Origin of the sequence: Arcanobacterium hippocoleae, assembly GCF_040360365.1 — a bacterium.
Taxonomy (GTDB): Bacteria; Actinomycetota; Actinomycetes; order Actinomycetales; family Actinomycetaceae; genus Arcanobacterium_A; species Arcanobacterium_A hippocoleae_A.
This window is the reverse complement of the sequence record NZ_CP136412.1, coordinates 1,514,104-1,535,694: the sequence shown is the minus strand read 5'-3', so window position 1 is coordinate 1,535,694 and position 21,591 is coordinate 1,514,104. Positions and strand designations below refer to the sequence as shown.

At 48.7% G+C, this 21,591-nt stretch carries 26 protein-coding genes and 2 pseudogenes; 13 read left to right on the top strand and 15 right to left on the bottom strand.

Going from position 1 to position 21,591, the window contains the following annotated elements:
* Nucleotides 1-33 precede the first annotated feature (33 nt).
* From RQN30_RS07995 to RQN30_RS07960, 8 genes are all read right to left on the bottom strand, one after another.
* Nucleotides 34-585, bottom strand: a complete 552-nt coding sequence (locus RQN30_RS07995) for a GNAT family N-acetyltransferase (protein WP_353060023.1) — start codon at nt 583-585, stop codon at nt 34-36.
* A gap of 84 nt (nt 586-669) precedes the next feature.
* A complete protein-coding gene (locus RQN30_RS07990; protein WP_353060022.1) occupies nt 670-954 on the bottom strand; it encodes a hypothetical protein in 285 nt (94 codons plus the stop codon).
* On the bottom strand, nt 944-1,828 hold the full coding sequence (locus tag RQN30_RS07985) for a Fic family protein (protein WP_353060021.1): 885 nt from the start codon (nt 1,826-1,828) through the stop codon (nt 944-946). Before RQN30_RS07985 ends, RQN30_RS07990 begins: the two co-directional genes overlap by 11 nt.
* 95 nt (nt 1,829-1,923) lie before the next feature.
* Entirely contained in the window at nt 1,924-2,094 is a 171-nt protein-coding gene (locus tag RQN30_RS07980; RefSeq protein ID WP_353060020.1) for a hypothetical protein, read from the bottom strand.
* Nucleotides 2,088-2,288: a hypothetical protein gene (locus tag RQN30_RS07975; protein WP_353060019.1), complete on the bottom strand. Its 201-nt coding sequence runs from the start codon at nt 2,286-2,288 to the stop codon at nt 2,088-2,090. Before RQN30_RS07975 ends, RQN30_RS07980 begins: the two co-directional genes overlap by 7 nt.
* Complete coding sequence (locus tag RQN30_RS07970; protein ID WP_353060018.1) at nt 2,273-3,235, bottom strand: class I SAM-dependent methyltransferase; 963 nt, start codon at nt 3,233-3,235, stop codon at nt 2,273-2,275. Before RQN30_RS07970 ends, RQN30_RS07975 begins: the two co-directional genes overlap by 16 nt.
* Nucleotides 3,232-3,513 carry a hypothetical protein gene (locus RQN30_RS07965; protein ID WP_353060017.1) on the bottom strand — a complete coding sequence of 94 codons (282 nt, stop codon included), beginning with the start codon at nt 3,511-3,513 and terminating at the stop codon, nt 3,232-3,234. Before RQN30_RS07965 ends, RQN30_RS07970 begins: the two co-directional genes overlap by 4 nt.
* Nucleotides 3,510-3,947 carry a TetR/AcrR family transcriptional regulator gene (locus tag RQN30_RS07960; protein ID WP_353060016.1) on the bottom strand — a complete coding sequence of 146 codons (438 nt, stop codon included), beginning with the start codon at nt 3,945-3,947 and terminating at the stop codon, nt 3,510-3,512. Before RQN30_RS07960 ends, RQN30_RS07965 begins: the two co-directional genes overlap by 4 nt.
* Nucleotides 3,948-4,243: 296 nt before the next feature.
* Here RQN30_RS07960 and RQN30_RS07955 point away from each other — a divergent pair, with 296 nt between their 5' ends.
* Complete coding sequence (locus tag RQN30_RS07955) at nt 4,244-4,468, top strand: hypothetical protein (protein ID WP_353060015.1); 225 nt, start codon at nt 4,244-4,246, stop codon at nt 4,466-4,468.
* Entirely contained in the window at nt 4,441-5,619 is a 1,179-nt protein-coding gene (locus RQN30_RS07950) for a hypothetical protein (RefSeq protein ID WP_353060014.1), read from the top strand. The genes RQN30_RS07955 and RQN30_RS07950 overlap by 28 nt, the downstream gene beginning before the upstream one ends.
* 134 nt (nt 5,620-5,753) lie before the next feature.
* Here the strand turns inward: RQN30_RS07950 and RQN30_RS07945 are convergent, their stop codons facing one another.
* Both RQN30_RS07945 and RQN30_RS07940 read right to left on the bottom strand, forming a co-directional pair.
* Entirely contained in the window at nt 5,754-6,674 is a 921-nt protein-coding gene (locus RQN30_RS07945) for a cation:dicarboxylate symporter family transporter (RefSeq protein WP_353060013.1), read from the bottom strand.
* Entirely contained in the window at nt 6,602-7,033 is a 432-nt protein-coding gene (locus RQN30_RS07940; RefSeq protein WP_353060012.1) for a cation:dicarboxylate symporter family transporter, read from the bottom strand. Before RQN30_RS07940 ends, RQN30_RS07945 begins: the two co-directional genes overlap by 73 nt.
* Nucleotides 7,034-7,300: 267 nt before the next feature.
* Between RQN30_RS07940 and RQN30_RS07935 the strand changes: the two genes are divergently transcribed.
* The 4 genes and pseudogenes from RQN30_RS07935 (at nt 7,301) to tgt (ending at nt 10,109) form a co-directional block, all read left to right on the top strand.
* Nucleotides 7,301-7,540 carry a hypothetical protein gene (locus RQN30_RS07935; RefSeq protein ID WP_353060011.1) on the top strand — a complete coding sequence of 80 codons (240 nt, stop codon included), beginning with the start codon at nt 7,301-7,303 and terminating at the stop codon, nt 7,538-7,540.
* Nucleotides 7,480-8,172, top strand: a complete 693-nt coding sequence (locus RQN30_RS07930) for a DUF4261 domain-containing protein (protein WP_353060010.1) — start codon at nt 7,480-7,482, stop codon at nt 8,170-8,172. Before RQN30_RS07935 ends, RQN30_RS07930 begins: the two co-directional genes overlap by 61 nt.
* 217 nt (nt 8,173-8,389) lie before the next feature.
* Entirely contained in the window at nt 8,390-8,686 is a 297-nt protein-coding gene (locus tag RQN30_RS07925) for a GNAT family N-acetyltransferase (RefSeq protein ID WP_353060009.1), read from the top strand.
* A gap of 197 nt (nt 8,687-8,883) precedes the next feature.
* Nucleotides 8,884-10,109, top strand: a pseudogene (gene tgt / locus RQN30_RS07920) (tRNA guanosine(34) transglycosylase Tgt).
* A gap of 548 nt (nt 10,110-10,657) precedes the next feature.
* Here tgt and RQN30_RS07915 read toward each other — a convergent pair.
* The 3 genes from RQN30_RS07915 to RQN30_RS07905 form a co-directional block, all read right to left on the bottom strand.
* Nucleotides 10,658-11,332 (bottom strand): adenylate cyclase, encoded by a 675-nt coding sequence (locus RQN30_RS07915; protein ID WP_353060008.1) that lies wholly within the window; start codon nt 11,330-11,332, stop codon nt 10,658-10,660.
* 28 nt (nt 11,333-11,360) lie between these two features.
* Complete coding sequence (locus RQN30_RS07910) at nt 11,361-11,543, bottom strand: hypothetical protein (RefSeq protein WP_353060007.1); 183 nt, start codon at nt 11,541-11,543, stop codon at nt 11,361-11,363.
* Nucleotides 11,544-11,719: 176 nt separating this feature from the next.
* Nucleotides 11,720-12,832 (bottom strand): hypothetical protein, encoded by a 1,113-nt coding sequence (locus RQN30_RS07905; RefSeq protein WP_353060006.1) that lies wholly within the window; start codon nt 12,830-12,832, stop codon nt 11,720-11,722.
* A 256-nt stretch (nt 12,833-13,088) separates the two neighbouring features.
* On the opposite strand from RQN30_RS07905, the pseudogene RQN30_RS07900 reads away from it, so the two are divergent.
* The 7 genes and pseudogenes from RQN30_RS07900 (at nt 13,089) to thiD (ending at nt 20,576) form a co-directional block, all read left to right on the top strand.
* Nucleotides 13,089-14,026, top strand: a pseudogene (locus tag RQN30_RS07900) (pyridoxal-phosphate dependent enzyme).
* Complete coding sequence (locus RQN30_RS07895; RefSeq protein WP_353060005.1) at nt 13,966-14,415, top strand: hypothetical protein; 450 nt, start codon at nt 13,966-13,968, stop codon at nt 14,413-14,415. Before RQN30_RS07900 ends, RQN30_RS07895 begins: the two are co-directional and overlap by 61 nt.
* Nucleotides 14,416-15,166: 751 nt before the next feature.
* Nucleotides 15,167-15,973, top strand: coding sequence for a DsbA family protein (locus RQN30_RS07890; RefSeq protein ID WP_353060004.1), 807 nt, complete (start codon nt 15,167-15,169; stop codon nt 15,971-15,973).
* 384 nt (nt 15,974-16,357) lie between these two features.
* Nucleotides 16,358-16,675 (top strand): 1-acyl-sn-glycerol-3-phosphate acyltransferase, encoded by a 318-nt coding sequence (locus RQN30_RS07885; RefSeq protein WP_353060003.1) that lies wholly within the window; start codon nt 16,358-16,360, stop codon nt 16,673-16,675.
* A 505-nt stretch (nt 16,676-17,180) separates the two neighbouring features.
* Complete coding sequence (locus tag RQN30_RS07880; protein ID WP_353060002.1) at nt 17,181-18,791, top strand: alpha/beta fold hydrolase; 1,611 nt, start codon at nt 17,181-17,183, stop codon at nt 18,789-18,791.
* A gap of 71 nt (nt 18,792-18,862) precedes the next feature.
* A complete protein-coding gene (locus RQN30_RS07875; RefSeq protein ID WP_353060001.1) occupies nt 18,863-19,705 on the top strand; it encodes an aldo/keto reductase in 843 nt (280 codons plus the stop codon).
* A gap of 61 nt (nt 19,706-19,766) precedes the next feature.
* Nucleotides 19,767-20,576 carry a bifunctional hydroxymethylpyrimidine kinase/phosphomethylpyrimidine kinase gene (gene thiD / locus RQN30_RS07870; protein WP_353060000.1) on the top strand — a complete coding sequence of 270 codons (810 nt, stop codon included), beginning with the start codon at nt 19,767-19,769 and terminating at the stop codon, nt 20,574-20,576.
* A 143-nt stretch (nt 20,577-20,719) separates the two neighbouring features.
* On the opposite strand, the gene RQN30_RS07865 is transcribed toward thiD, so the two are convergent.
* On the bottom strand, nt 20,720-20,938 hold the full coding sequence (locus RQN30_RS07865; protein WP_353059999.1) for a hypothetical protein: 219 nt from the start codon (nt 20,936-20,938) through the stop codon (nt 20,720-20,722).
* A 149-nt stretch (nt 20,939-21,087) separates the two neighbouring features.
* Complete coding sequence (locus RQN30_RS07860; RefSeq protein ID WP_353059998.1) at nt 21,088-21,363, bottom strand: hypothetical protein; 276 nt, start codon at nt 21,361-21,363, stop codon at nt 21,088-21,090.
* Nucleotides 21,364-21,591 lie beyond the last annotated feature (228 nt).

Here is a 21,591-nt window from a genome sequence, read left to right as displayed (position 1 = left end):
GGTACCGATTCTCCGATTTTCCAAGCGAAACAGTTAACTGAGCTCCTTTTTGTAAATATAGGCAGTGCCATGTATTTCGCTTGGCACATCGCCGATTTGCGCATATCCGTACTTCTCGTAAAGTCCAATATGCTGAGTAAGGATGTAGATTTCACGATTTTCCATCTCTTTTAGCTTTGCTTCAAGGAAGTTCACAATACGCTCCGATAAATGCTGGCCGCGATACTCTGGATTTACATAAATAAACGCAATCCAGGGAGAAAATTCTGGGATTTCGATAAAGTCCTGTTCCACTATCGCGCCAAAACCGGCAATCTTCCGTGCAGTTTCCGATTCTGAATTCCGGGCAGCACAAGCAGGTGCGCTATCAGAAGCGGATTTACTCTCAGTATCTTCCACGTCTGTGTTAGCAGTATCCTGATCAAGCAAAAAGAACAACTGTGCACTCTGCCCAAAACGCTTATAAAACGTACCTGCCGTGAGATGTTTATGCAGCATCTCGCCAGCTTTCCATTCAATTTTCAGAAGAAAACCCAGTAAATCATCCTGCATTGCCGTCGGGTTAAATTCTATAAACTCCATCATCTGCATATTCTCCTCAGAATAAAGCGCGCTTCTTCCAGTCTGATTCTCAGCGCATTTTTCAGACTTTTCTGCCAATCTAGAACTTCATCGGCATAGTTTCACAATAGCTTTACACGCGACAGCAAACAAGCGGTTTTCACATGAGGCAAGACAATGCCGGAATCGATACTTTCCTTTTCCGTGTCCGGACACCGGATCAATGATTCCGTGCTCTGCCATTTCACGCAGCAGCGCAGAGCTTCTTGTTGGTTTCAGGCCAAGCACCCGCTGAACATCAGATCTTCCAAATGCTCTCGCCATGCCCAATACCTCTTGTAATACCTGAATATGAGAAGCGGTTTTTGCTGTGAAAACATCATCAATGTTCACTTTCTCCACTCCAATATTCGCTTTTTGAGTCAATGTTCGCTTTTTCCGGTTCTTTGAAAATGCCGTCGATATGCAATGTTCGGTTATGCAGCGGATGATTCTCGTTAAGCAGAAGATTACGAAGAAACAATTCAAGATATTCCGTAGTTTCGTGAACGCCATTTTTCAGATCATTATAGTTTGCCCTAACGAGTGAATTCCGAAAATACCATGCGTTCTCAGCGAAAATATCATTTATCACGTCAAAGCCCAGCGCGCGTAAATACTTGATGAGGAACACAGCTGCTGTTCTGGTATTCCCCTCGCTAAACACATGAATCTGCCATAATCCCGATATGAATACAGCAAGATGTCCGATGATTTCATCCATCGTCAGATTCTTATAGGAAAACTTCTTCTCCGCTGAAAAATCATAGTCAAGTGTGGCCTGCAACTCCGTGGTGCTGCCATATAACACGGTCGCTCCGTTCAGCACCCATTCCTTCTTCGTGATGTTGTAATCTCGAATCCGCCCGGCACAAGCATAAATACCGGTAAATAGTTTCCGATGAATGGAAATATACTCGTTCAGCGTAAAGCTAAAGGCTTGTTCGGAAAGAAGCGCAGCAATCCGTGCGGAAACCTTGTCGGCCTCTTCGGTACGATCCGACGCATCACTGGCAGGATTTTCCTCATAGTAGGTCTGCAAAAGTGCATTTGCCTCTGCAAAGGAAATCTCACCTTCGATATTCCGAACGGCAGTATGCACCAAATATTCTGATGTTTTCAATCCATCTACTGCCTGCAGCCCAATAGCGGTATGCCACGCATACCCTTTGTCTCGTTTTGACGGCTCGGATTCTTTGATGTATTCCTTAAACGGGTCTTTATTCACTCCAGATCACCTCGCTGCTTTTGTCCATGCAAGAAACTCACCGCTTCACAGATATCGTCTATTTGCCGCTCTGATAATAATTCTCTTGGCTCAACCTAAGTTTGAGATAAGAGAACGACCGTCTCCACATGCTTTGTATGCGGGAAAATATCGACAAGCTGCGCTTGATCAGCCTGGTATGCTGGCATCTGCGCAAGATCTGCAGCAAGCGATTCAGGATTGCATGAAGAATAAATAATTCGTGCAGCTCCCGAACGATTCAGCATCCGCGCAAGCTCTTTTCCAACCCGCGGCGCGGCGGATTTACCACTACAATACTGGGCTGAGCGCCTTGCGCTAGCTGCTCACGCGCCCACTGCACGGCATCACCGGCAACAAACTCTGCTGGCAGATTTTGTTTCCGAGCAGATTTATTTGCAGCAGCTACCGCATGTTCCGATACTTCTACACCACGAACCAAGACCCTGGAAGCCAGGTTTTTCTGCCTTTATCCGCTCCAGGATCAACCCCAGCTGCACCCTTCCCTGTTTCTGCTGCTTTTACCGCGACGGCAGCCGCGAGCGCGAAACCTCCCACGCCGCAATACAAATCCCAGATCTCGATTGGCTTATGCGACGCACTGCAAGTTCCAATCTCACCGTCGATATTCATCAGGTGCGCTGCAAGATAATCGTAAATCCAACCTGCTGCCCGCGCATAAAGTGCCTGCGCCATCTGCGTATTCGTCTGGAAGAACGACTTCGGCTGCAAGGAAAGCAGCAGTTTTTCACTATGCGAATTGATCCCAACCGTAAGCGGCATTTGCAGCTCGTTCCGCTTACTTACGAGAATTTCTTCCGCACCTTCAATGATCGCCTTCCGTTCCGGCTGCACGTTGATTGAGCAAACCCGTAACTGTGGCAGGTTCGCTTCCAGCCAAGAATAATATTTGAAGATAATTCCTTGCACTCCCCGACGGCGCACTACAAAACGCACCATCAATTCTCCGCGCGCAGATTCCGTCACAATAATAAATTTCAGCACACCCGTGTTTGTTTCGAAACGATACGGGGTGAGTTCGCAGCGGGTCACAAACTGCGCCAGCACTGGAATTGCCGCACGAATACCGGAAGTCGGTAAAGGGCACTCACGCAAATCTTGATTGGCAATTCCCAGTTTTGGTGCGGCCGCGCTCCCTGATACAACAAGTTTTACTTTATTCCGAAAACCGCTAATCTCTGATACCGCTGGATCACACCATGCACGTACTGGAAGCAGTTGGGAAACTCGCGCAGTTTTCTGTGCAATCTGCTGCTGGTACGGAATTTCGATCAGCGTGCATGAACGGCATTCCCCGCGTTCATAGTATGTACACTGCAATACACCGCGAAAAGTATCTGTACCGTCATTGACGCAGGAATTTTTCACTGCAAACTCCCACCAGCTCCAAGCTCAGCAGCTCGCGCATTTTCTGGAAAAAGTCCGGCGATTGCCGCCTGTACCGAACTCACCACGGAAGAAAAATCAGAATGATGGTCAAGCAGTTTCATCCCTGCTTCAATCAGTGACCGGTTAATCTGCGCATTCACCATTGCCCGCGCTGGATCAATTTTCTGCCAGAGCGCAAAAATTTCCATGCCCAGATTTTTATGAAAATTTGCCACCGCAGGCGAAGCATATGGAGAGTTTGCCGCACTTTTCTTCACCTCAGCATCGTTTGCCGCGCTTTTCCCGTGGTGCGGTGCATGCGAACTTGCCTCATTAGTATTTTTTCCGCGCATTCCCCGCGATGGCGCATTACCGAAATCAGCCAGGAATGCCCGGTAGTTTGCGCCATTTCAAGGCTTACAATAGCTAAATCAAGCAGCTGCTTGCGCGGTTCGTCGTCCCGGTTCACACGTTTTTCAACCGTCTGCACCCAAAGCGGTAAATAACGCTCGAGCACCACCATCCGTAAATCGTCAATTGAGGAAACATATCGGTAAATCGAGTTGCGTGCAATCCCGGCAGCTTCTGCCACAGAACCTGCCGTAAGTGCATTCGGCCCTCTTTCCCGCAGAATAACCTCCGCTGCGTCCGCCAGCTTCAGAAACATTTGTGCATGGTGTTCTTTTACGGTAGCTGCCGAAATTTTTGGCATTTTCCGTACCTCCCAGATTCAAATTTTTACGGAAATTACAATAAGCCCGATTTAATTTTCCAAGGTGTTTCGATACATGGACTACATCTGATGAAGCACTTATTTCATCACGAAAGAAAACCATAAGCTAACAGCATCAGCAGCGTTCCAATCGCTGCGTTATTATCCTGCAGCTTACGGCTGCAACAGAACTATTATACGAGCACTACCGCGAATCACCACAATTACTTTTAAACCCGAACTGCACCGCAAACAATGTTTACAACGCCAATATTGCGCATGGCAAAGAACTTCGATTGAGTCAGACTCCGAAAACTGCCAGAATTAATGCCATGAACTTCATTGACTGGGCACTGAGCGTAGCTGCAAATCATCCCGAGCTGCAGGATTCAATCGTCACCGCAAATGATGATTGGCTTGACATTCTTCTTAGCGACGGACGTACTTTCCGGTTCCGTCCAGGAGCGCTAATTAAAAAGATAGTCCAGTTGAATTGCGCACCGAGCTATTGCAGCGTCTGATTTCAATCGGAATTAAGAATTCTTCACTGCCGGAACAAAAATCTGAATCTCCCAAATTTTCCGAACCTGCCGAATATTGCGGCGAATCGGAAAACAACTCTCCGGCGGTAAATTATTTTCACACCCCAAATCTGCCGGAATTCCCGGAGATGAGCCCTGATTCCGGATTTCAAACTGCCGAAAATATGCTGCTCCCGATTGTGCGCAATGCCGGATACTTCCTGCAATCACATCAAGGCGAAGATTCACTCGTTTACGTACCGCTCACTGATTTTATTGCTGTCGGGATTACCCATGGACAAGCGGAAAAGATTTCTCCGGTCTACTATTCGCAGATCGAATCCGAGCATCGCGAAGTCGACGAAATCCTCACTGATTCCCTGCACACACTGCGTGAAGTCACTAATTCTCGCAGCCGTGCTTTAAAACTCAGCGAAACAAAAATTGCCGGAGCGAAAGTAATCTCATTCACTGACCTCGAAAATTATGAATCTTCATGGTTTGCTGATTTTGATATCATCACACAGCTGACAGAACGGATTGCAAAAGATTACCGCCCTTCACTTCCGCTGTTCGTCCCAGCAGCACGAACAAAACTGTACATAATTTTTGACGACGACCCGCACCTTGTTGATTTTTTCAAAACACTCCGCACCGCCCGAGACTCGGATGAAACAATTTACCCGCTGCCGCACACGGTTACCGCCGACGGATGGCGCGAATGGATTCCGCTGCCCGGATCACCGCTCGCCGAAGTGCTCGGTGAGCTGCGCGGCCATTTTCGCAAACAGATTTACGATACACAAGTAAAACAAATGCTTACCTGGGGTGAATTCGGCGCGCTCAAAACTTACCAGCCGCAAATTCTGCGCAGCGGTGAACACGTTTCAAACACATTTTGGACAGACACTGACCGAAGCGGTTCCATTCCCGATACGGATTTCATCACTTTCGTGCGTGAACCGTCGCCGCATCCCTGGGAAGAAAATCGGGGAATGAAAATTTCAATCCGCTCATATCTTGCTCGCGAAATCTGGAAAAACAGCTTTCAGCGCAACGAAAATGCGTGGCCTCCGCGTTGGGATATCGTCGGTTTCCCGGACGCCGGCACACTTGAATTACTGAAAGCAGCCAGCGCCCGAGAATTCTAAAAATTCTAGATTTGCCGGTAAGTTTAACTTTCTGCACAATCATCGGATCCTGTATGACGGATCCAGCGGGGTACCGGTTCCGGATAAAACATTCACGTTCCCGGCTCCCCGCTAATTCACGCAACTTACGCAATTCATTCTGTGAATTCTTCTTCCAGTTCACGTCCGGAAATTATGTCTTTGCTTGCCTCCATTGCCGCAGCTTTTTCAGCACCGAGTGAACCTTTTGCCAGAGTATCAACAGCTATTGCAATCGCGCCGTCGCCGGTAACATTCGCCGCAGTACCGAAAGAATCTGCCGCAACATACATTGCCACCATGATGCCGTACATCGGATCAGTGAAACTAAGCATTCCTTGCAGCACACCTTGCGCAGCAGTAATCGCCCCTCCAGGCACTCCGGGCGCAGCAACCATAATCACACCCAGCATGAGGATGAAACCGCTCATCGCGCTGAAACTCGGAGTAATCCCCATCATATATTGCAGTGCTAAAGCAAACGCGGTGATTTTAATAGTTGACCCAGCCAAATGGATTGCGGCACACAAGGGAACCACGAAATCAGCAATCTCACGAGTTACACCGTTCTTCACTGCGCAGTGTTCAGTAACTGGAATTGTGGCAGCGGAAGAAGACGTGCCGAGAGCAGTAAAATATGCGTCTTTCATCCCCCAAAGCGCCGTGAATGGATTCCGCTTTGCCATACTGCCGGCAATCAGATACTGCAATACGAGCATTACGATTGTAAGTACGAAAGAGAAGATGAAGATTTTCCCGAGCGCTGCCAGCACCTGCACAAACTGCCCGGACTTCGACATATTCAAGAAGATTCCGAAAATATGGAGCGGAAGAAGCGGCACAATCGTTTTCAAAATCACTTTCATAATCAGGTCACGGAATTCACGGAAAACAGCCATTGACTTTTCTGCACGCACAGCGGCCATCCCAAGCCCAAGTACGATTGCAAGGATTAACGCCGTCATCACCCCAAACACCGGCGGCATTGCAAAACTCGGATCCATAATGGAAGCAACCGCATTTTCCGGAGAAGCCAAGTCTGGAACTTTCTGCCCCGAAAGCAGCCATGGGAAAATGAGGGAAGCAATCCCCAAGTGCCGAATCCGGCAGCCATTGTTGACCCATAGGCGATAATTACTGTCACAAGCAGCCATTTTCCGCCGGTACGGCCAAGTTCGAAGATTGCCGGGGTGACGAGTCCGAGGATAATCAACGGAACTACAAAGTTGAGATATTTGCCGAATATGTCGTTAAAAGTAGCGAATGGAACTACCGCCCATGATGGGAGAAATTGCCCAAGAATCGCGCCGGCAATAATCGCGATAATAACCCAAAACAGCAGGGTTTTCGACATTCGTTTCCAAAAATTAGCTGGTGCTTTTTGCGTGGAATTCATTTCTGGATGCTCTTTTCTTAACACTCACGTCTGCTTAATGCTTACGTTTACGCGAAACAAAATACAAGAATCACCAAATAGATTATCTCTCCCGCTCCGGCGAAACGTATTCCGCCCAGAGTGTGGGCACAATTTTTATTGCCCATTTCTCCGTAAATATCTGTTTTCCGGCTCCGGCGGAATGCCCGGAATATTAGTTTCTGCTAACTGCAGGCGGATCCAGAAAAGAAAGCAGCAGCAGAGCGGCAATAAGCTAAACTTATTCCCATGGAACAGCTTGGAATTTCTGCAATACATCCGCCCGCTCCGGAAGTCCTCTCCGCAACAGCACTTTTCAATGCCCCAATCGATATTCCTGCGGCAATCGTCCGGCTGCGTGAATTATGGGCAATCCGTGCCGACGGTGAATGGCAGCACGTTGCACCAGATACAAAAACCCGAATCTCGTGCCAGGCGATCTTTACCATTTCTCCGAGCAGGGAGTACAGGCACTGCTCAGTCCGCTGAATTATCGGCTTGAACTCCCTAATGGCGGCAGGCTCCCCGAACACCTTTTTCATGTTCCGGTTACTTTGTACGCTCCGGTAAGTCAGGCCCAGGAAGATGTGTTTACCGGCGAATCTGGAAATCATCCCGACGGCAGCAATCGCAATATTTCAGAAAAATTTGCAGCACAGCTTCCCGAGCTGAAACTTCGGAAACGAATGGTTTCTGCACATATTTTACTCACCGAAATTATGGATTCGCTGATGCGTGAACCGGCTGCCGTCGGCGTGTTCCGGAACGAACTTGGCGTGGTACAGCCGCCGCACATGTTTACAGAACTTGCCGACGCACTCACAACAGGCCAGGCGCCGCTGCCGCTATGGGTAAATATCCGGACGCAAAATTCCGGTCTGACCTTCGGCCGCACATTAGGGCTGCCGCTATTCGGCCATCTCGATTTAGAAGTGCGCGAATCAGCCAAAAGCGCCGATGATGTGTATATGCTGCTTGCCGATATTGCAAACTATCTCATCACCGGAGATGCGTATCTAATTCCCGGACAAACGCTTGGCAGTTCCAGCGGCGAAAAACTGGCAATTACCCAGGAACTTTCACCGTTCGATCAAAGTCCGGTGATTCGTGTGCTTTACTGATTTTTCTTTTTCTCCGCAACTTCAACCGTCGTTATTTTCACTGACTCAGTTTCACCTGGATTGCGATTCGCTGTTTCCGATACCGCGGTTGGACCGAAGCGAAAACAGCAGAAAACAGCAGAAAACAAGAAACATTGCCGGAAAAGAAACCGCACTTAAAAAGCGAAATTTACGCGGAGAACGTAGAATAGCAGGAGTTGCAGAGAAAGGAAACGTCATGCAGCAGGACTATCAAATCGAAAATAATGAAACCCAGTCGATGTGGGAAGCAAAACTTTCCGCCGACAACACCACAGTCGGATACTTGACTTATGAATTTCACGACGACGATATCTATTTCACACATACCGTCGTCAAGCAGGAGTATCAGGGGAACGGCATCGCTGCAAAGCTCGTCCGTACAGCCCTCGAACACGAACGGAACCTCGGGGAAAATAAAGTGGTCCCAGTCTGTTCATACGTACAGGGATATATCCAAAAACATCCCGAATACGAATCGATATTAGCCGATTAATCCGCTGAAATTTTCCAAGGATCCCGGCAAAAATATTCAGCGAAAATCACTGCGGTTATTTTAAACACTTTACCGCCTGCGGATTCGCCGTTTTCGGAAAATCGCTGCTGCCAGCCAGACGGCAGCGGATTTTGCAGCAGCTCCTGCCCTGCCGGTAATCGCAGATAAAGCAGCATGAAATTGAGTATAAGCAGACTATGAGTTTTGAAGTAAAGACCAGACTAGAAACGAACGACGGAAAACACCTGGGAAGAACGGGCGTGATTTCTACTCCGCACGGAAAAATAAACACTCCGGCTTTCATTCCCGTCGGCACGAAAGCAACCGTAAAATCGGTGCTTCCTGAGAGTGTGCGCGATACTGGAGCACAAGCGGTACTCGCAAACGCCTACCATCTTTATCTGCAGCCGGGATCCGATATCCTGGACGCAGCCGGCGGGCTGGGAAAGTTTATGAACTGGCCTGGCCCAACCTACACTGATTCCGGCGGTTTTCAGGTGATGAGTTTAGGGTCGGGTTTCAAAAAGTACTTTCTGAAGAATTCTCCGGCAAAACAGTCTCCGATACGGCAACAGCAAATGGACGCGAACGGCTGGCAAATGTGGATGACGACGGCGTCTGGTTCCGCTCGCATCTCAACGGTTCACGGCACCGTTTCACTCCCGAAATTTCGATGCGGATTCAGCACGAACTGGGCGCCGATATTATTTTCGCTTTCGACGAGCTAACCACACTGCTGAATTCACGCACCTATCAGGAAGAGTCGCTGGAACGGACACGGCTTTGGGCGGAACGGTGTTTGCGTGCGCACAAGGAACTTACCGCAGCGCGTACTGGAAAACCTTATCAGCAGCTTTTTGGGGTAATTCAGGGCGCACAATACGAGGATTTGCGGCGCAAAGCAGCCCGTGATTTAGGCGCAATGGAGATTGACGGTCAGGTTTTTGACGGATTCGGGATTGGCGGTGCGCTTGAGAAAGAAAATCTTGGGACGATTGTCGGCTGGGTTTGTGAAGAGCTGCCCGAGAACCGCGCACGGCATTTACTTGGAATCTCTGAACCTGACGATTTGTTCCGCGCAGTTGAGGCAGGAGCCGACACTTTCGATTGTGTGAATCCTTCCCGCGTGGCACGCAACGCCGCGATTTATTCTCCCGACGGCAGATTCAATATTTCCCGCGCCGAGTTTAAACGCGATTTTTCACCGCTTGTGGAAGACTGTGATTGTTACACATGCACCCATTATTCGAAAGCATATCTGCACCACACTTTTAAAGCGAAAGAGATGATTGCAAATACGCTTGCCACTATCCATAACGAATACTTCACCGTCGGGCTGGTGGATTCGATTCGTACTGCGATTGAGGACGGCACTTACAACGAATTTAAGCAGGAAACTCTCGGACGTTTCTACCGCAAATAGGCAGGTAAGCGGCTAAGCAGCTTGCCAATAAGGACTGCAGGTAAGCGGCTCCGGCTCTGCAGATTAGTTGCCGGCGTTAGCTGCAAAATAAAGCCGGTGTTTGTTTGAGCGGAAAGCGGTGTTTTGTGCGGGCGTGTTTGGCCGCTGTGCAAAAACACCGCTTGGAACCGGATAAACCGGAGCCAACTAAAAAGCAGTGCACATTTTGTTTGCATCACAGGCACCAGCCGACGTAACTAGCGGCAAAGGCTTGCGGACTTACGTAAGCGGCGGCAAATACCCGCGAGATTACGTAACTGATAGCAAAGTCCGCATTTTTTAACGTAAGCGGCGGCAAAATCGGCAGTTTTGCGTAACGACGGGAGAGCCGTCGTTATCGTGAGCTTGTGACCAGCACAAACACAAGCACTTCCGACGGCAAAAATCCCAGCCTGAGTTCCTGCCGCCAGTTACGTAACGGGAAGTCGGCCTTGCTGTTAATTGTCTGGTTTGGATAGATTGTGCAAACTGCGGGAATATTCCAGGCGGCAGCGGAAACTCCCGTGAAATTAGTTCCGCAAATCCAGGAAGAATGGTCCGCGTGCCGAAAGCTCTGCCCGGAACTGAGTATCCCACTGGTTCCATGGCTCTTTTGAAAGTGAATCATTGGTGAACCGTGCGTCACCCGTAACTTCAGTGACCGCAAATTCCGGAATTGCTAAATCCACCACCGGACTCAAACGCTCACATTCTGCCACAATTAAACCTTCATTTTGCCCGGCGAATACGTCGAATTCCCAGCCGTCTTCACCCAGCCAAAGCGAATATCGCCGTTTTAAAACTAAGTTACCTGAATGCTGCAAAATTTGCGCCGCTACATCAATATCCAATTCATTTTCCAGCTCATAACGTTCACCGTTTACCGACGGAGACTTCACGGCAATACTCGCCTGCACACTCCCGTCGGAAGACTCATTGCGCACTTCCTGTAAAAGCCGCGCTAACACCTTTCGTTCATATCCGCCCACGAAATCCAGCGCCTCATCAAACTTCGGAAACTCAAACTCTGCCACATCGCGGAAACTTAAACGCACCCGAATCGCATAACCAGCCTGAGCGAAAACATAGGCTTGCACAATGATTCGTTTCGAACCGTGTTCACGTGCCGTTTCCGGAAGATTCTCAATAAAGAATTTTCGTTCAAATTCGAACGGAATATCGTGATTCTCTGTTGGATTATCCATTGGGTTCTCCATTGCTTGCCGCATTTCTTCAGACATTGCCGGTATTTTCAGTTAACTCTGCTCCGCCGGTGTGCGCCGATTCGCCTTTATCAGGCACCAACATCGCTAATACGCCGTCGCGATAGGTAAAGAAAGTTTGATCCGCCGCTCCCGAACCGCGTAAAACTACTGCCCCCGCTGCAGAAACTTTCTTCCCCGTGCGCACATTCACCAATGCACCCTGCGCAATACAAAACGGTGCCTGATATCCGGCAGCAGCACACTGTGCCGGATTGCTTCCGCCTTTCCAGCCAGTTTGCGGCAGCCACGAATCTCCGTAAAGATAAGCTGCAGTAAGATTTTCTGCCCGGTTCGCTTCCGCAGACTGCGAGTCCGCATTATTTAACTTTATTTGCAGCGCGGAAAAAGTTCACCAATCTGCAGTCCAGGAACTCCGCCAATAAAACGGTACTTTTGGGCAGCTGATCGGGAATCAAACTTTGCCCGTGCAAACTCATCCCCGTTTCGATCGTATTGCGTAATTGCCTGCTCCGCTAACTGCACACAAACCGCGCCGACATCTGTTGTTTCACACCAGTCGCCTTCCAATACTTTCAACATCGGATACGCAATTGTAAACCGGTTTTGCACCCCAGGTTCTTTTGGTAAAACAACCTGATTCCGACGGAACTGATAAATCCGTGTGCCTGCACTTTCCGCAGATTCTCCGCCAATTTCAGGATTGAGCTTATCCTGTTCCGGATGATTTCCCGGTTCCGGCAGCTCGTTTAATTTCCCAAAGTCCGATTTAAAGAATTGTTGGTTTGCTGTTACTTTTCCAGAATCGTCAAGGATTGCAGCCGTTATCCGCTGTTGATCTATTTTCAGTACGCCAAGACCGCGCAGATAACTCCCGACAATAGTCGGAGCTGCCGAATCAAGCGGGTTAAGTTTCGACCACCGAAATTTTTCTGAACCGTCGCCCAAATCCAACGCATAAAGATCCATACCGCCAGAGCGGTTTCCGCCGGAAAAATCCGCAGCATCTGAACTGCCGCCGCTTAAGCCGGTGATTCCATCGAAACTCTCGGCGCTATTCCCGTCGGTACGAGAAATATTTTTCGGAACCAGATTGAAATAGACATTCCCGCCGCGAGTTACAAGATTTCGCACCGTACCGTGCGGAATTTCAAAACTCCATTTTTCGAGTAACGAATCACCAATTTGCGAAAACCCATGCAGCGTCTGTTTTTCGCCGTCTTGTGTGAGCACCGCGATTTCATCGCGATTATTTGTGCCGCCAAACGTAACGGAAATCGGTTTTGCAGCAAGATTTACTTTCCATGCATTCATAATTCCTTTTTCAAGCGGATTCAAAATTTCCGATTCCGGCGAGTTATGCTGCTGATTTTGCACTGACTGCTCTGGTTTAGCCGGCTCAAGCGCAGGTGTACAGGCACTCGCAATGAGTGCCAGCACTAACATTGCCGATAAATATGCCAATCTACGGACGTGACGCATAAGCTGATTCCAAACTCATAAAATAGGGGTAAACACTTATAAGCCTAATATACGTTCGATACACCTACCGCATTTGGTGCTAAATTGCTGCTAATACATCAGTATTTATTTGAGTCTTTCGCTTAAATCCAGCAAAATGTACCAAGCGCAAAATCCGCACCGAATTATAAAAACCCGCACTGAATAAAAATCCGCATAAGATTGAAAATCAGCAGCAGATAATATACAAGATAATATCGTACAGAATTGGATAAGTATGGTCACCGCCAATAGTTCAAATACAAATAACTTAACTGACAATAATTCCGCCCTGCAGCCAGAGCAGCACAGCCGCAAACTTCCTACCGGCACCGACGTAGTGCTTGCAGCGCAAGGGCTCGGAGCAAAGATCCGCTGCACTCCGCTTGAGCGTTCAGTGCGGATCAGCAACCGAATCGGACGTGATATTTACTTAAAACGCGAAGACATCCAGGTGGGGCGTTCTTATAAAGTCCGCGGCGCCTACAATTTCATTTCTGCGCTCGCTCCTGAAGATTCTGCCCGCGGAATAGTTTGCGCTTCGGCAGGAAATCATGCGCAGGGCGTAGCATTTTCCTGTAATCAGCTCCAGATTAAGGGCACGATTTTTATTCCGTCCACTACTCCGCGCCAAAAGCGGAATCGGATTCGCGATATTGGCGGCGAATGGGTGCAAGTAGTGGAGGTCGGCGCTACTTTTGACGAATGCGCAAAAGAAGCCACCCGTTTTTCGGCAGCAGCCGGAGCAGTTTACGTTCATCCTTTCGACGATGCGCGCACAATTGCCGGGCAAGGCACGGTTGTAAAGAAATTTTTGCGCAAGCACCGCAAGCCCCTGCGGCGGTGCTTGTCCCCGTCGGCGGCGGCGGTCTGCTTGCCGGCACACTTGCCTGGGTGAAGCAGTTCCATCCGGAAACGAAAGTTATTGGCGTGGAGCCGGCCGGAGCGGCTTCAATGCAGGCAGCACTTGCCGCTGGTAAGCCGGTTACACTGCCGGAAGTGGATACTTTTGCCGACGGCACTGCCGTCGCACACGTTGGCGATATTACATTCGAAGTGGCACAGAATTTTGCCGACGGCATTGTGAGCGTGCCTGAGGGGCTATTGCTTCCGAAATGCTCGATTTATACCAGGTTGAAGGGATTATTACTGAGCCTTCCGGAGCGCTTTCAGTAGCTGCATTGCGCGGATATTTGAATCTTGATCAGATTCCCGACGGACCAATTGCTTGTGTGCTCAGCGGCGGAAATAACGATGTTTCCCGCTATGACGATATTGTGGAACGCGCAATGATTCACGAAGGTTTTCGGCATTATTTTTTGGTTACTTTCCCGCAAAAGCCGGGAGCATTGCGCTCTTTCTTAAACGAAGTTCTCGGTGCGGGTGACGATATTGTGCGCTTCGAATATATGAAGAAGAACAATCGTGAAACAGGTCCGGCACTTGTCGGAATTGAAATTGACGATCCTGGAAATCTTGCCGGACTGCTTGCACGGATGGACGCATCTGATATCGAGATTGAAAAGCTTGAGCCGAACTCGCCGGCTTTTGGATTTGTACTTTGATTTTTCGGGCTTGTTGTTCTTGCCGGTTACATTTTGTTTGCATCGCGGGTAGCGGCTTACGTAACCGGCTGTAAAACGCCCGCAAGGTCACGTAAATTACGGCAAAATCCGATTTTTTAACGTAACTGGTGGCGAAATGCTTGCGCGCTTACGTAAGTGACGGCAAGATCTACTTTAACTAACGTAACTGGTGGCACAATCCGTATTTTTAAACGTAACTGATGGCGAAATGCCCTGTACGGTTACGTAACTAGTAGCGAAATGAGCAGTTTTGTGTAACGACGGGAGAGCCGTCGGAACTTTAAGCCGATGACCAGCACAAACACAGGCACTTCCGACGGTGAAAATTTCACCCTGAGTTCTTGCCACCACTTACGTGAAGAAAATTAGTTCCCGCCACCAGTTACGTGAAGTTTTCTATTTCCTGCCACCAGTTGCGTAGAGGGAAGCTGGTCTTGCTATTAAATGTGCGGTTTGGGTGGGTTATTCAAGCTGCGAGAGTACGTAAGCCCATGATGGAACGGACACGAGACTACGTAACTGACGGCAAAATCCCCGCGAACACACGTAACTGACGGCAAAATGCTTGCGCATCCACGTAAGTGATAACGAAATCATTTAATCGTGCAATGCGGCTCCCGTTACAACAACCGCTATAACAATAAAGATCCCACATAACAATAAAGACCCCGCATAACAATAAATAAGCGTCTAGCAGCAAAATTTTATCGAAAAAGGTAGTGTTAGAAGCATGAATAAAGAGCCGAATTATGTTCCCGCCGCAGATAAAGATCACATCCCTGACACTGCGAGCTCCAACATCCCGCAATATCCGCAGGCAGCGAAAGTAAATAGCAGCAAAATTCTAATTATCGCTGTAATCGCACTTGCAATGCTTGCAGTTATTTTTGCAGCACTCTTCTTTACTTCACGCACAAATAACGACGGCGCACGCCCAGAAAATCCGGCCGCAAGCCAACAGCAGCCAAATCCGCAGTCAGGCACGGGCACCGGCACAAATGATAATCAAAATACCGACGGAGATTCTGCTAATACCGGCGAACAAGAACTTCCGCAAGAAGTAAAAGATTTAATTAACGCGCAGCATCGGCTCGATCCAAACGATCCAATGGCGAAAGGTGACGTCAAAGCCCCCGTCGTAATTGAAGTTTACGCAGATTTTCGCTGCGGCCACTGTATCACTTACTCGCTTAAAACAGAGCCGCAGCTCGCAGCACGAATCAAAGCTGGTGAAATCCGTTATGAATTCAATTCTCTCCCGGTTCTCGGGCAGGAATCAGTCCTCGCCGCTCACGCCGCCCAAGCTGCCGCAAATCAAAACAAGTTCTGGGAATACCACGATGAGCTTTTTCAGCTTGCGGCTTCCGGGAACGCCCAATATAACGACGGCACTTTCACTGAAATCGCGAAACAGGTCGGCGTAGCAAATCTTGACCAATTCATTGCCGATATGAAAAGTGCGGAAACCGCACAAAAGTCCAAGCTGCAGCTCAGCGTGCGCAACAGCTTGGAATCAACGGCACACCCGCGTTCTTAGTTGGCTACTCATACATTCCCGGCGCTGCCGATATCAACCAGATGAATCAAATTATCGACAAAGAATTAGCACGCGGAGCATAGACCAGACCAGCGCTGAACATCCGGGAGTCAAACCGCGATACACTCAGCGCGGTCAGGTTAAAGGCACCGTGCCGCAAAATCAAAATCAAGATTAAGATAAAAATAAAAATCAAGATTAAGCAATTTTACTCATTTCGCGGCAAACAAGACTTTGCACAGGCCCGAGAAACTCCGGGAAGCCTAGGAAGCCTCCCGAGAAACTCCAGGAATCCCCGGAAGCCTAGGGAAACCCCCGGAAACCTCGCCCGGGAAGCCAGTGCAGTATTAAAAGCAGTTTCGAAAGTTTTAGGAAGTAAACAAGATGTGGTTTTTGAAGCTAATCTCCTCAATTTTTCTCGTTATCCTGCCAGTCAAATTCAGAAAGGAAATTGACCTTCCAAAGAAATGCGTCATTATCGGCGCACCGCATACTTCCTATTGGGACGGCGTATTAATGGCGGTTGGGCTTTGGCAGGTGAAGCGGAAATTTAAGTTTTTCGTGAAAGATTCTGCAGTTAATTCCCCATTCGGTCCGCTGATTAAAGCCGTCGGCGGGTTAGCGATTGACCGTTCAGCAAAGCACGGCATGGTTGGGTCAGCTGTGGAAACAGCCAAAAAGCCGACGAGTTTACACTTGTAATCGCACCGAAAGGCACCCGGGCAAAACGTGATTTTTGGAAATCCGGTTTCTACCATATTGCTTACCAGGCAGATCTTCCCGTCGTACTTGGATATCTCGATAAAGCCAACTCGGGGACTTTTGGCTGGGGGAAGTCGATTAAACTCACTGGCAACATAAAAGCTGATATGGACGTAATTCGCGAATTTTATGCCGACAAATCCGGGCACTGCCCAAAGCTGAAAAGCGAACCGCGTTTGAAAGATGAAGACAGCCAAATATACTTAGGATAATTTATTGCGAAAATTTGCGGATAAATATTACAAATTAAAGTTTCCAGATAACTGATAATCAGAGAATTACCAACCGGAGAATTACCGCAGGTACTTACCCTGGAATTTCGAGTTATCCCGCATACAAAACATCCGTACATCCAAAAACATCCGCAATCCCATGATTTTGCATCAAACAAAGTTCAAAATCCAAAATACACAGCCGAAATATCAGAAATATAAAGCGAGAAACAATGAAATCCAATACTGGCAGCCATGAATCTGCCGCCCTCACCCAAAACGCGAATCAGCCGGAAACCGAAACCGAATTTTTTAACAAAATTGCACCAAGCTATCTCGCTCCCGAAAATCTGCAATCGAGCCAGCGCCGCCAGTTCTCTGGATACACTGCGATTGAACACCGCTTCCAAGCTCCGCTCGATTTTAACGGGCAATATTTGCGGGCGTTCGGATTATCTGCCGATGAGCGCGCCCAGCTTCCAGGTGAAATCACGGTTTTTGCACGCGAATATATTGCCGACGGCGGAGAGCACCTTCCGCGCCTGGTTTATTTCCAAGGCGGTCCGGGATCGGCTGGCACTCGCCCAGCTCCAATGGGCGGCTGGATGAAGCAAATACTTGCACATTACCGAATCGTAATGCTTGACGAACGCGGCACAGGCTTATCGCACGCAATGGATTCATTGCGGATAGCCGGCGTTAGCAGCACAAAAGCACAGGCAGCCTATCTTGCATGCTTCCGCGCCGACTATATCGTCGCTGATGCCGAACTGCTCCGCAGACTGCTGCAGGGTACACAAAAGTGGACAGCTCTCGGGCAGTCTTTTGGCGGATTCTGTATTACCAGCTATCTTTCGCTTGCACCAAGCGGGCTGGAGCAGGCTTTCATCACCGCCGGGCTTCCTTCAACTTTCCGCCATGCCGACGACGTTTATCAGCGCACCTGGGCAAGCCTTGAAGCGCGAACCGCCGAATTTTTCCGCCAATTCCCGGCAGATGCGGAAACTTGCTGGGAGATTGCCGCGCATCTTGCGGAGCATGAAGAAATTCTTCCTACAGGTGAGCGCCTCACCCCGCGGCGTTTCCGAATGCTTGGGATAATACTCGGCTCCTCTTCCGGTTTTGAGAAAATGCATTATTTGCTTGAAAACCCATTCATTGTGAGCGGCACAGCTAATTCTGGTAATGCAGCTGATTCTGGCAGCTTCACCAACACAGCTGATTCTGCCGGCAGCAGTGAAACTCCGAAACGTCAGCTTTCTTCCCGCTTCCTGCATGCCGTCGGCGCTGAACTGAGCTTTGGCCGTGCCCCGCTTTATTGGATTTTGCATGAAACGATTTATGCGCAAAAGCAGGTCTGCTGCGAATCCGGTTTGGGTTTTGACGGAAACTCCGCCACAGCTTGGTCTGCCGACCGTGTCCGCGCCAGCTTACCGCAATTCCGTGTGCCGAATATTACCGACGGCGCTCGCGGGGAGCGGGAATTACAAAAATGGGCGCAGGAAAACGGCTTTGGTTTCCGTTTCTCTTGCGAGCACGTATTCCCCTGGCAGGGTGAGGAAGATCCGGCACTTCGCGGGCTTGCTGCAGCAGCAGAACTGCTTGCAGACTTTGCCGATTTCCCGGCATTACACAATCCGGAAGTACTTGCGGAAAACAGTGTGCCGGTAAAAGCTTGGATTTACAAGCCTGACATGTATGTTCCTTTCGACCTTTCAATGGAGACGGCAAAGCAAATTAAAGGCTTAACACCGTTCATTTCTGAAACTTTCCACCATGACGCGCTGCATACTCATACCGATGAAATTGTTGCGGCATTTGTTGGAAAAGGTACAGCAGCTTAAGCGGCCGCACGCGCTTTTCTCAGTTTGTGGAAAACTCGCGGAACTCTCTCCCGGTAAGGCAGAATAAACACATGATACAAATTCCCGAATACACATTAAATACTGGTGCAAAAATGCCGGCTCTCGGCTTTGGCACATATAAGATTGCCCCTGAAAATACTGCCGAAGCGGTACTGAGCGCACTCAAACTTGGCTACCGGCATATTGACACGGCACAAATGTACGGCAACGAGAAAGAAGTTGGCGCAGCGATTGCGCAAAGCGGTATCCCGCGTGAAGAACTTTTTATCACCACAAAGCTAAATAACTGCAATCATGATCCCGAAGCTGCACGGACATCTTTTGCCAAGTCGCTTGAAGATCTTGGGCTGGATTATATTGATCTTTTTCTCATGCATTGGCCGCTGCCGAAGCGTTACGACGGAGATTTCGTAAGCACTTACAAAGTGATGGAAGAGTTCGCTATCGACAAGCGCGCAAAAGCAATCGGCGTTTCGAATTTTGAACCGCATCATCTAGTGCAGATTCTGCGTGAGTGTTCCGTCGTTCCTGCAGCTAACCAGATTGAACGCCATCCGTATCTGCGAAATCGCGCCAATGCCGAGTTTTGCCGGAATCAAGGAATCCGTGTAGTGGCGTGGAGTCCGCTTGCACGGGGAGCGGTGTTCGATAATCCGGTAATCACGCAGATTGCGAAAGATTACGATGCTACCCCGGCGCAGATTACTCTCGCATGGCATCTCGGCCGCGGAACTTCCGCAATTCCCAAAGCAAGCGGACGCGAGCGGCAGGCAGAAAATCTTGCTGCTGCCGAAATTCGGCTGACTGCTGGTGAGATTGCGCAGATTGACGCATTGGATAAGGGCGAATTTGGGCGGCGCGGTCCGCACCCCGACGAAATGAATACAATCTGATTCGCATCTATTTCACTAATTTCTCCGAAAATAAAATAAGTAAACAAAGATTGGATGTACTATGGCTGCATTTGCATACACAATCGCTGGTTCGGAAGCCACCGGCGGCGCAGGGTTTCAGGTTGATTTAAAGACTTTCCATCAGCTTGGCTGCTACGGCATGGGCGCACTGACCTGTATCGTTTCTTTCGATCCGAAAAATAATTGGGGGCACCGTTTCGTTCCGGTAGCTCCGGAAGTGATTGCAGACCAGATTGAAGCAGCCACCGCTTCACAAAATCTTGATACAGTAAAAATCGGAATGCTCGGGCATCCAGACACGATTCATACTGTTGCTGAATCGTTAAAAAAGCAGCCTTGGAAGAATATTGTGCTTGATCCGGTGCTTATTTGCAAAGGTCAGGAACCAGGGCAAGCACTCGATACTGATAATGCACTGCGGGAAGAAATTTTACCGCTCGCTACCGTCGCTACTCCGAACTATTTTGAGGCGTGTACGCTTGCCGGGATGGAAAAACTTGAAACCGTGGATGATCTCGCGGAAGCTGCGAAGCGGATTTCCGCACTTGGTCCCAAATATGTAGTTGTAAAAGGTGGCACAGAGTTTCCGGGGCCAGATGCAATTGATGTGCTTTGGGACGGTAGCGAGGCGATTGTTTATTCCGCTCCAAAGATTGGAAATGAGCGCGTCTCAGGAGCTGGCTGCTCGCTTGCTGCTGCGATCACTGCCGAGCTTGCTAAAGGTGCTGCAATTCATGATGCAGTAAAGACGGCGAAAGAGCTTGTAACTGCCGGGATTAAAGCGCGCGTATCCGGCAATACGCCATTCGATACCGTCTGGCAAGGTGCTTATCAGCCCGAAAATGCGTAAATCCGCTATTTTCCCGCGGGAATTTACGACGGCTGTGCCGGATTTAAAATTTTGCGTTTTGAATCAGATTTTAAATCCGGCACAGCTTTCTGCATCCGGCTTTAAGATATTAAGCGTTTACGCTGTTAAACGCGGAATCTGCGTTACTTTTCATTATTTTTCGAGTTTTCTGCGCTTCCCGCACGCATTAAAATTTTCAGCATCCAGACAAATATTGCTGCCAATACCGCCAAAAATGCAAACAAGTGCAATATCTGCCGTGCTCCCGAAAGACTTGTGCGAAAATAACCGCCAATAAAATCGACCGCAATTAAAACGAGCGTTCCAATAATCCAGAGAAGAAGTTTCTTGAAAAGTTCCATCTTGTTTACCTGCAAACTGAATTCCCTGGAATTTGGTCTTCGATAAAATTTCCCGTAATGCTGCAGCCGAATCCGGCAGCAGCACCCGCCAGACCGGTAAGAGCGCCAAGCGGAACACAAATAAGTCCGTTATCCGAAATTCCCCAAGCCTATAGTCTTGAACTGGCTCTCCAGCATCCTTTCGATTGTGAAACACTCTTATATTGCGGCATAGCGCCGGCACTGCTATTGCTGTTGCTATTGCCATTGCCCGCAATTTCCGGCTTCCATGAAAACGTGCCAATTTCAGAAAAATTAAATCGTTTATTAGCGCCGGGCAGATTTATAGAATTATCCGTACTTACAAAACTAACTAAATTGCCAGCCAACAATTCCTGTGCAAAATCTTCTGCACTTGCATTTTCCGGAACCGTACCGATAAGCAATTGAGAATCCCGGGCATAGGAGAAACACACTTTCTGCCAACCATGCTTTCTCCTCCGCAGCAGCAACGATATAGTATGCATACGCTACAGAACTATGTGCGAAATCATAAAATGATAAGTTCTATTTGGAAGCTGCACTTTGAAATTCCTTTAATGGCTTTTTACATTTATAATCTTTATAATTTCTGACTCTAAATTATTAATATTATTCAGCAGCTACCCGTGCAG

Bases quoted from the DNA above. Each gene is read 5' to 3' on its own strand.
- RQN30_RS07940 (WP_353060012.1), bottom strand. From the start codon at position 7,033: ATGAATTCCACGCAAAAAGCACCAGCTAATTTTTGGAAACGAATGTCG.
- RQN30_RS07925 (WP_353060009.1), top strand. From the start codon at position 8,390: ATGCAGCAGGACTATCAAATCGAAAATAATGAAACCCAGTCGATGTGG.
- RQN30_RS07995 (WP_353060023.1), bottom strand. From the start codon at position 585: ATGATGGAGTTTATAGAATTTAACCCGACGGCAATGCAGGATGATTTA.
- RQN30_RS07980 (WP_353060020.1), bottom strand. From the start codon at position 2,094: ATGCTGAATCGTTCGGGAGCTGCACGAATTATTTATTCTTCATGCAAT.
- RQN30_RS07885 (WP_353060003.1), top strand. From the start codon at position 16,358: ATGTGGTTTTTGAAGCTAATCTCCTCAATTTTTCTCGTTATCCTGCCA.
- RQN30_RS07905 (WP_353060006.1), bottom strand. From the start codon at position 12,832: ATGCGTCACGTCCGTAGATTGGCATATTTATCGGCAATGTTAGTGCTG.
- RQN30_RS07960 (WP_353060016.1), bottom strand. From the start codon at position 3,947: ATGCCAAAAATTTCGGCAGCTACCGTAAAAGAACACCATGCACAAATG.
- RQN30_RS07880 (WP_353060002.1), top strand. From the start codon at position 17,181: ATGAAATCCAATACTGGCAGCCATGAATCTGCCGCCCTCACCCAAAAC.
- RQN30_RS07890 (WP_353060004.1), top strand. From the start codon at position 15,167: ATGAATAAAGAGCCGAATTATGTTCCCGCCGCAGATAAAGATCACATC.
- RQN30_RS07915 (WP_353060008.1), bottom strand. From the start codon at position 11,332: ATGGATAATCCAACAGAGAATCACGATATTCCGTTCGAATTTGAACGA.
- RQN30_RS07935 (WP_353060011.1), top strand. From the start codon at position 7,301: ATGGAACAGCTTGGAATTTCTGCAATACATCCGCCCGCTCCGGAAGTC.
- RQN30_RS07865 (WP_353059999.1), bottom strand. From the start codon at position 20,938: ATGGAACTTTTCAAGAAACTTCTTCTCTGGATTATTGGAACGCTCGTT.
- RQN30_RS07875 (WP_353060001.1), top strand. From the start codon at position 18,863: ATGATACAAATTCCCGAATACACATTAAATACTGGTGCAAAAATGCCG.
- thiD (WP_353060000.1), top strand. From the start codon at position 19,767: ATGGCTGCATTTGCATACACAATCGCTGGTTCGGAAGCCACCGGCGGC.
- RQN30_RS07895 (WP_353060005.1), top strand. From the start codon at position 13,966: ATGCTCGATTTATACCAGGTTGAAGGGATTATTACTGAGCCTTCCGGA.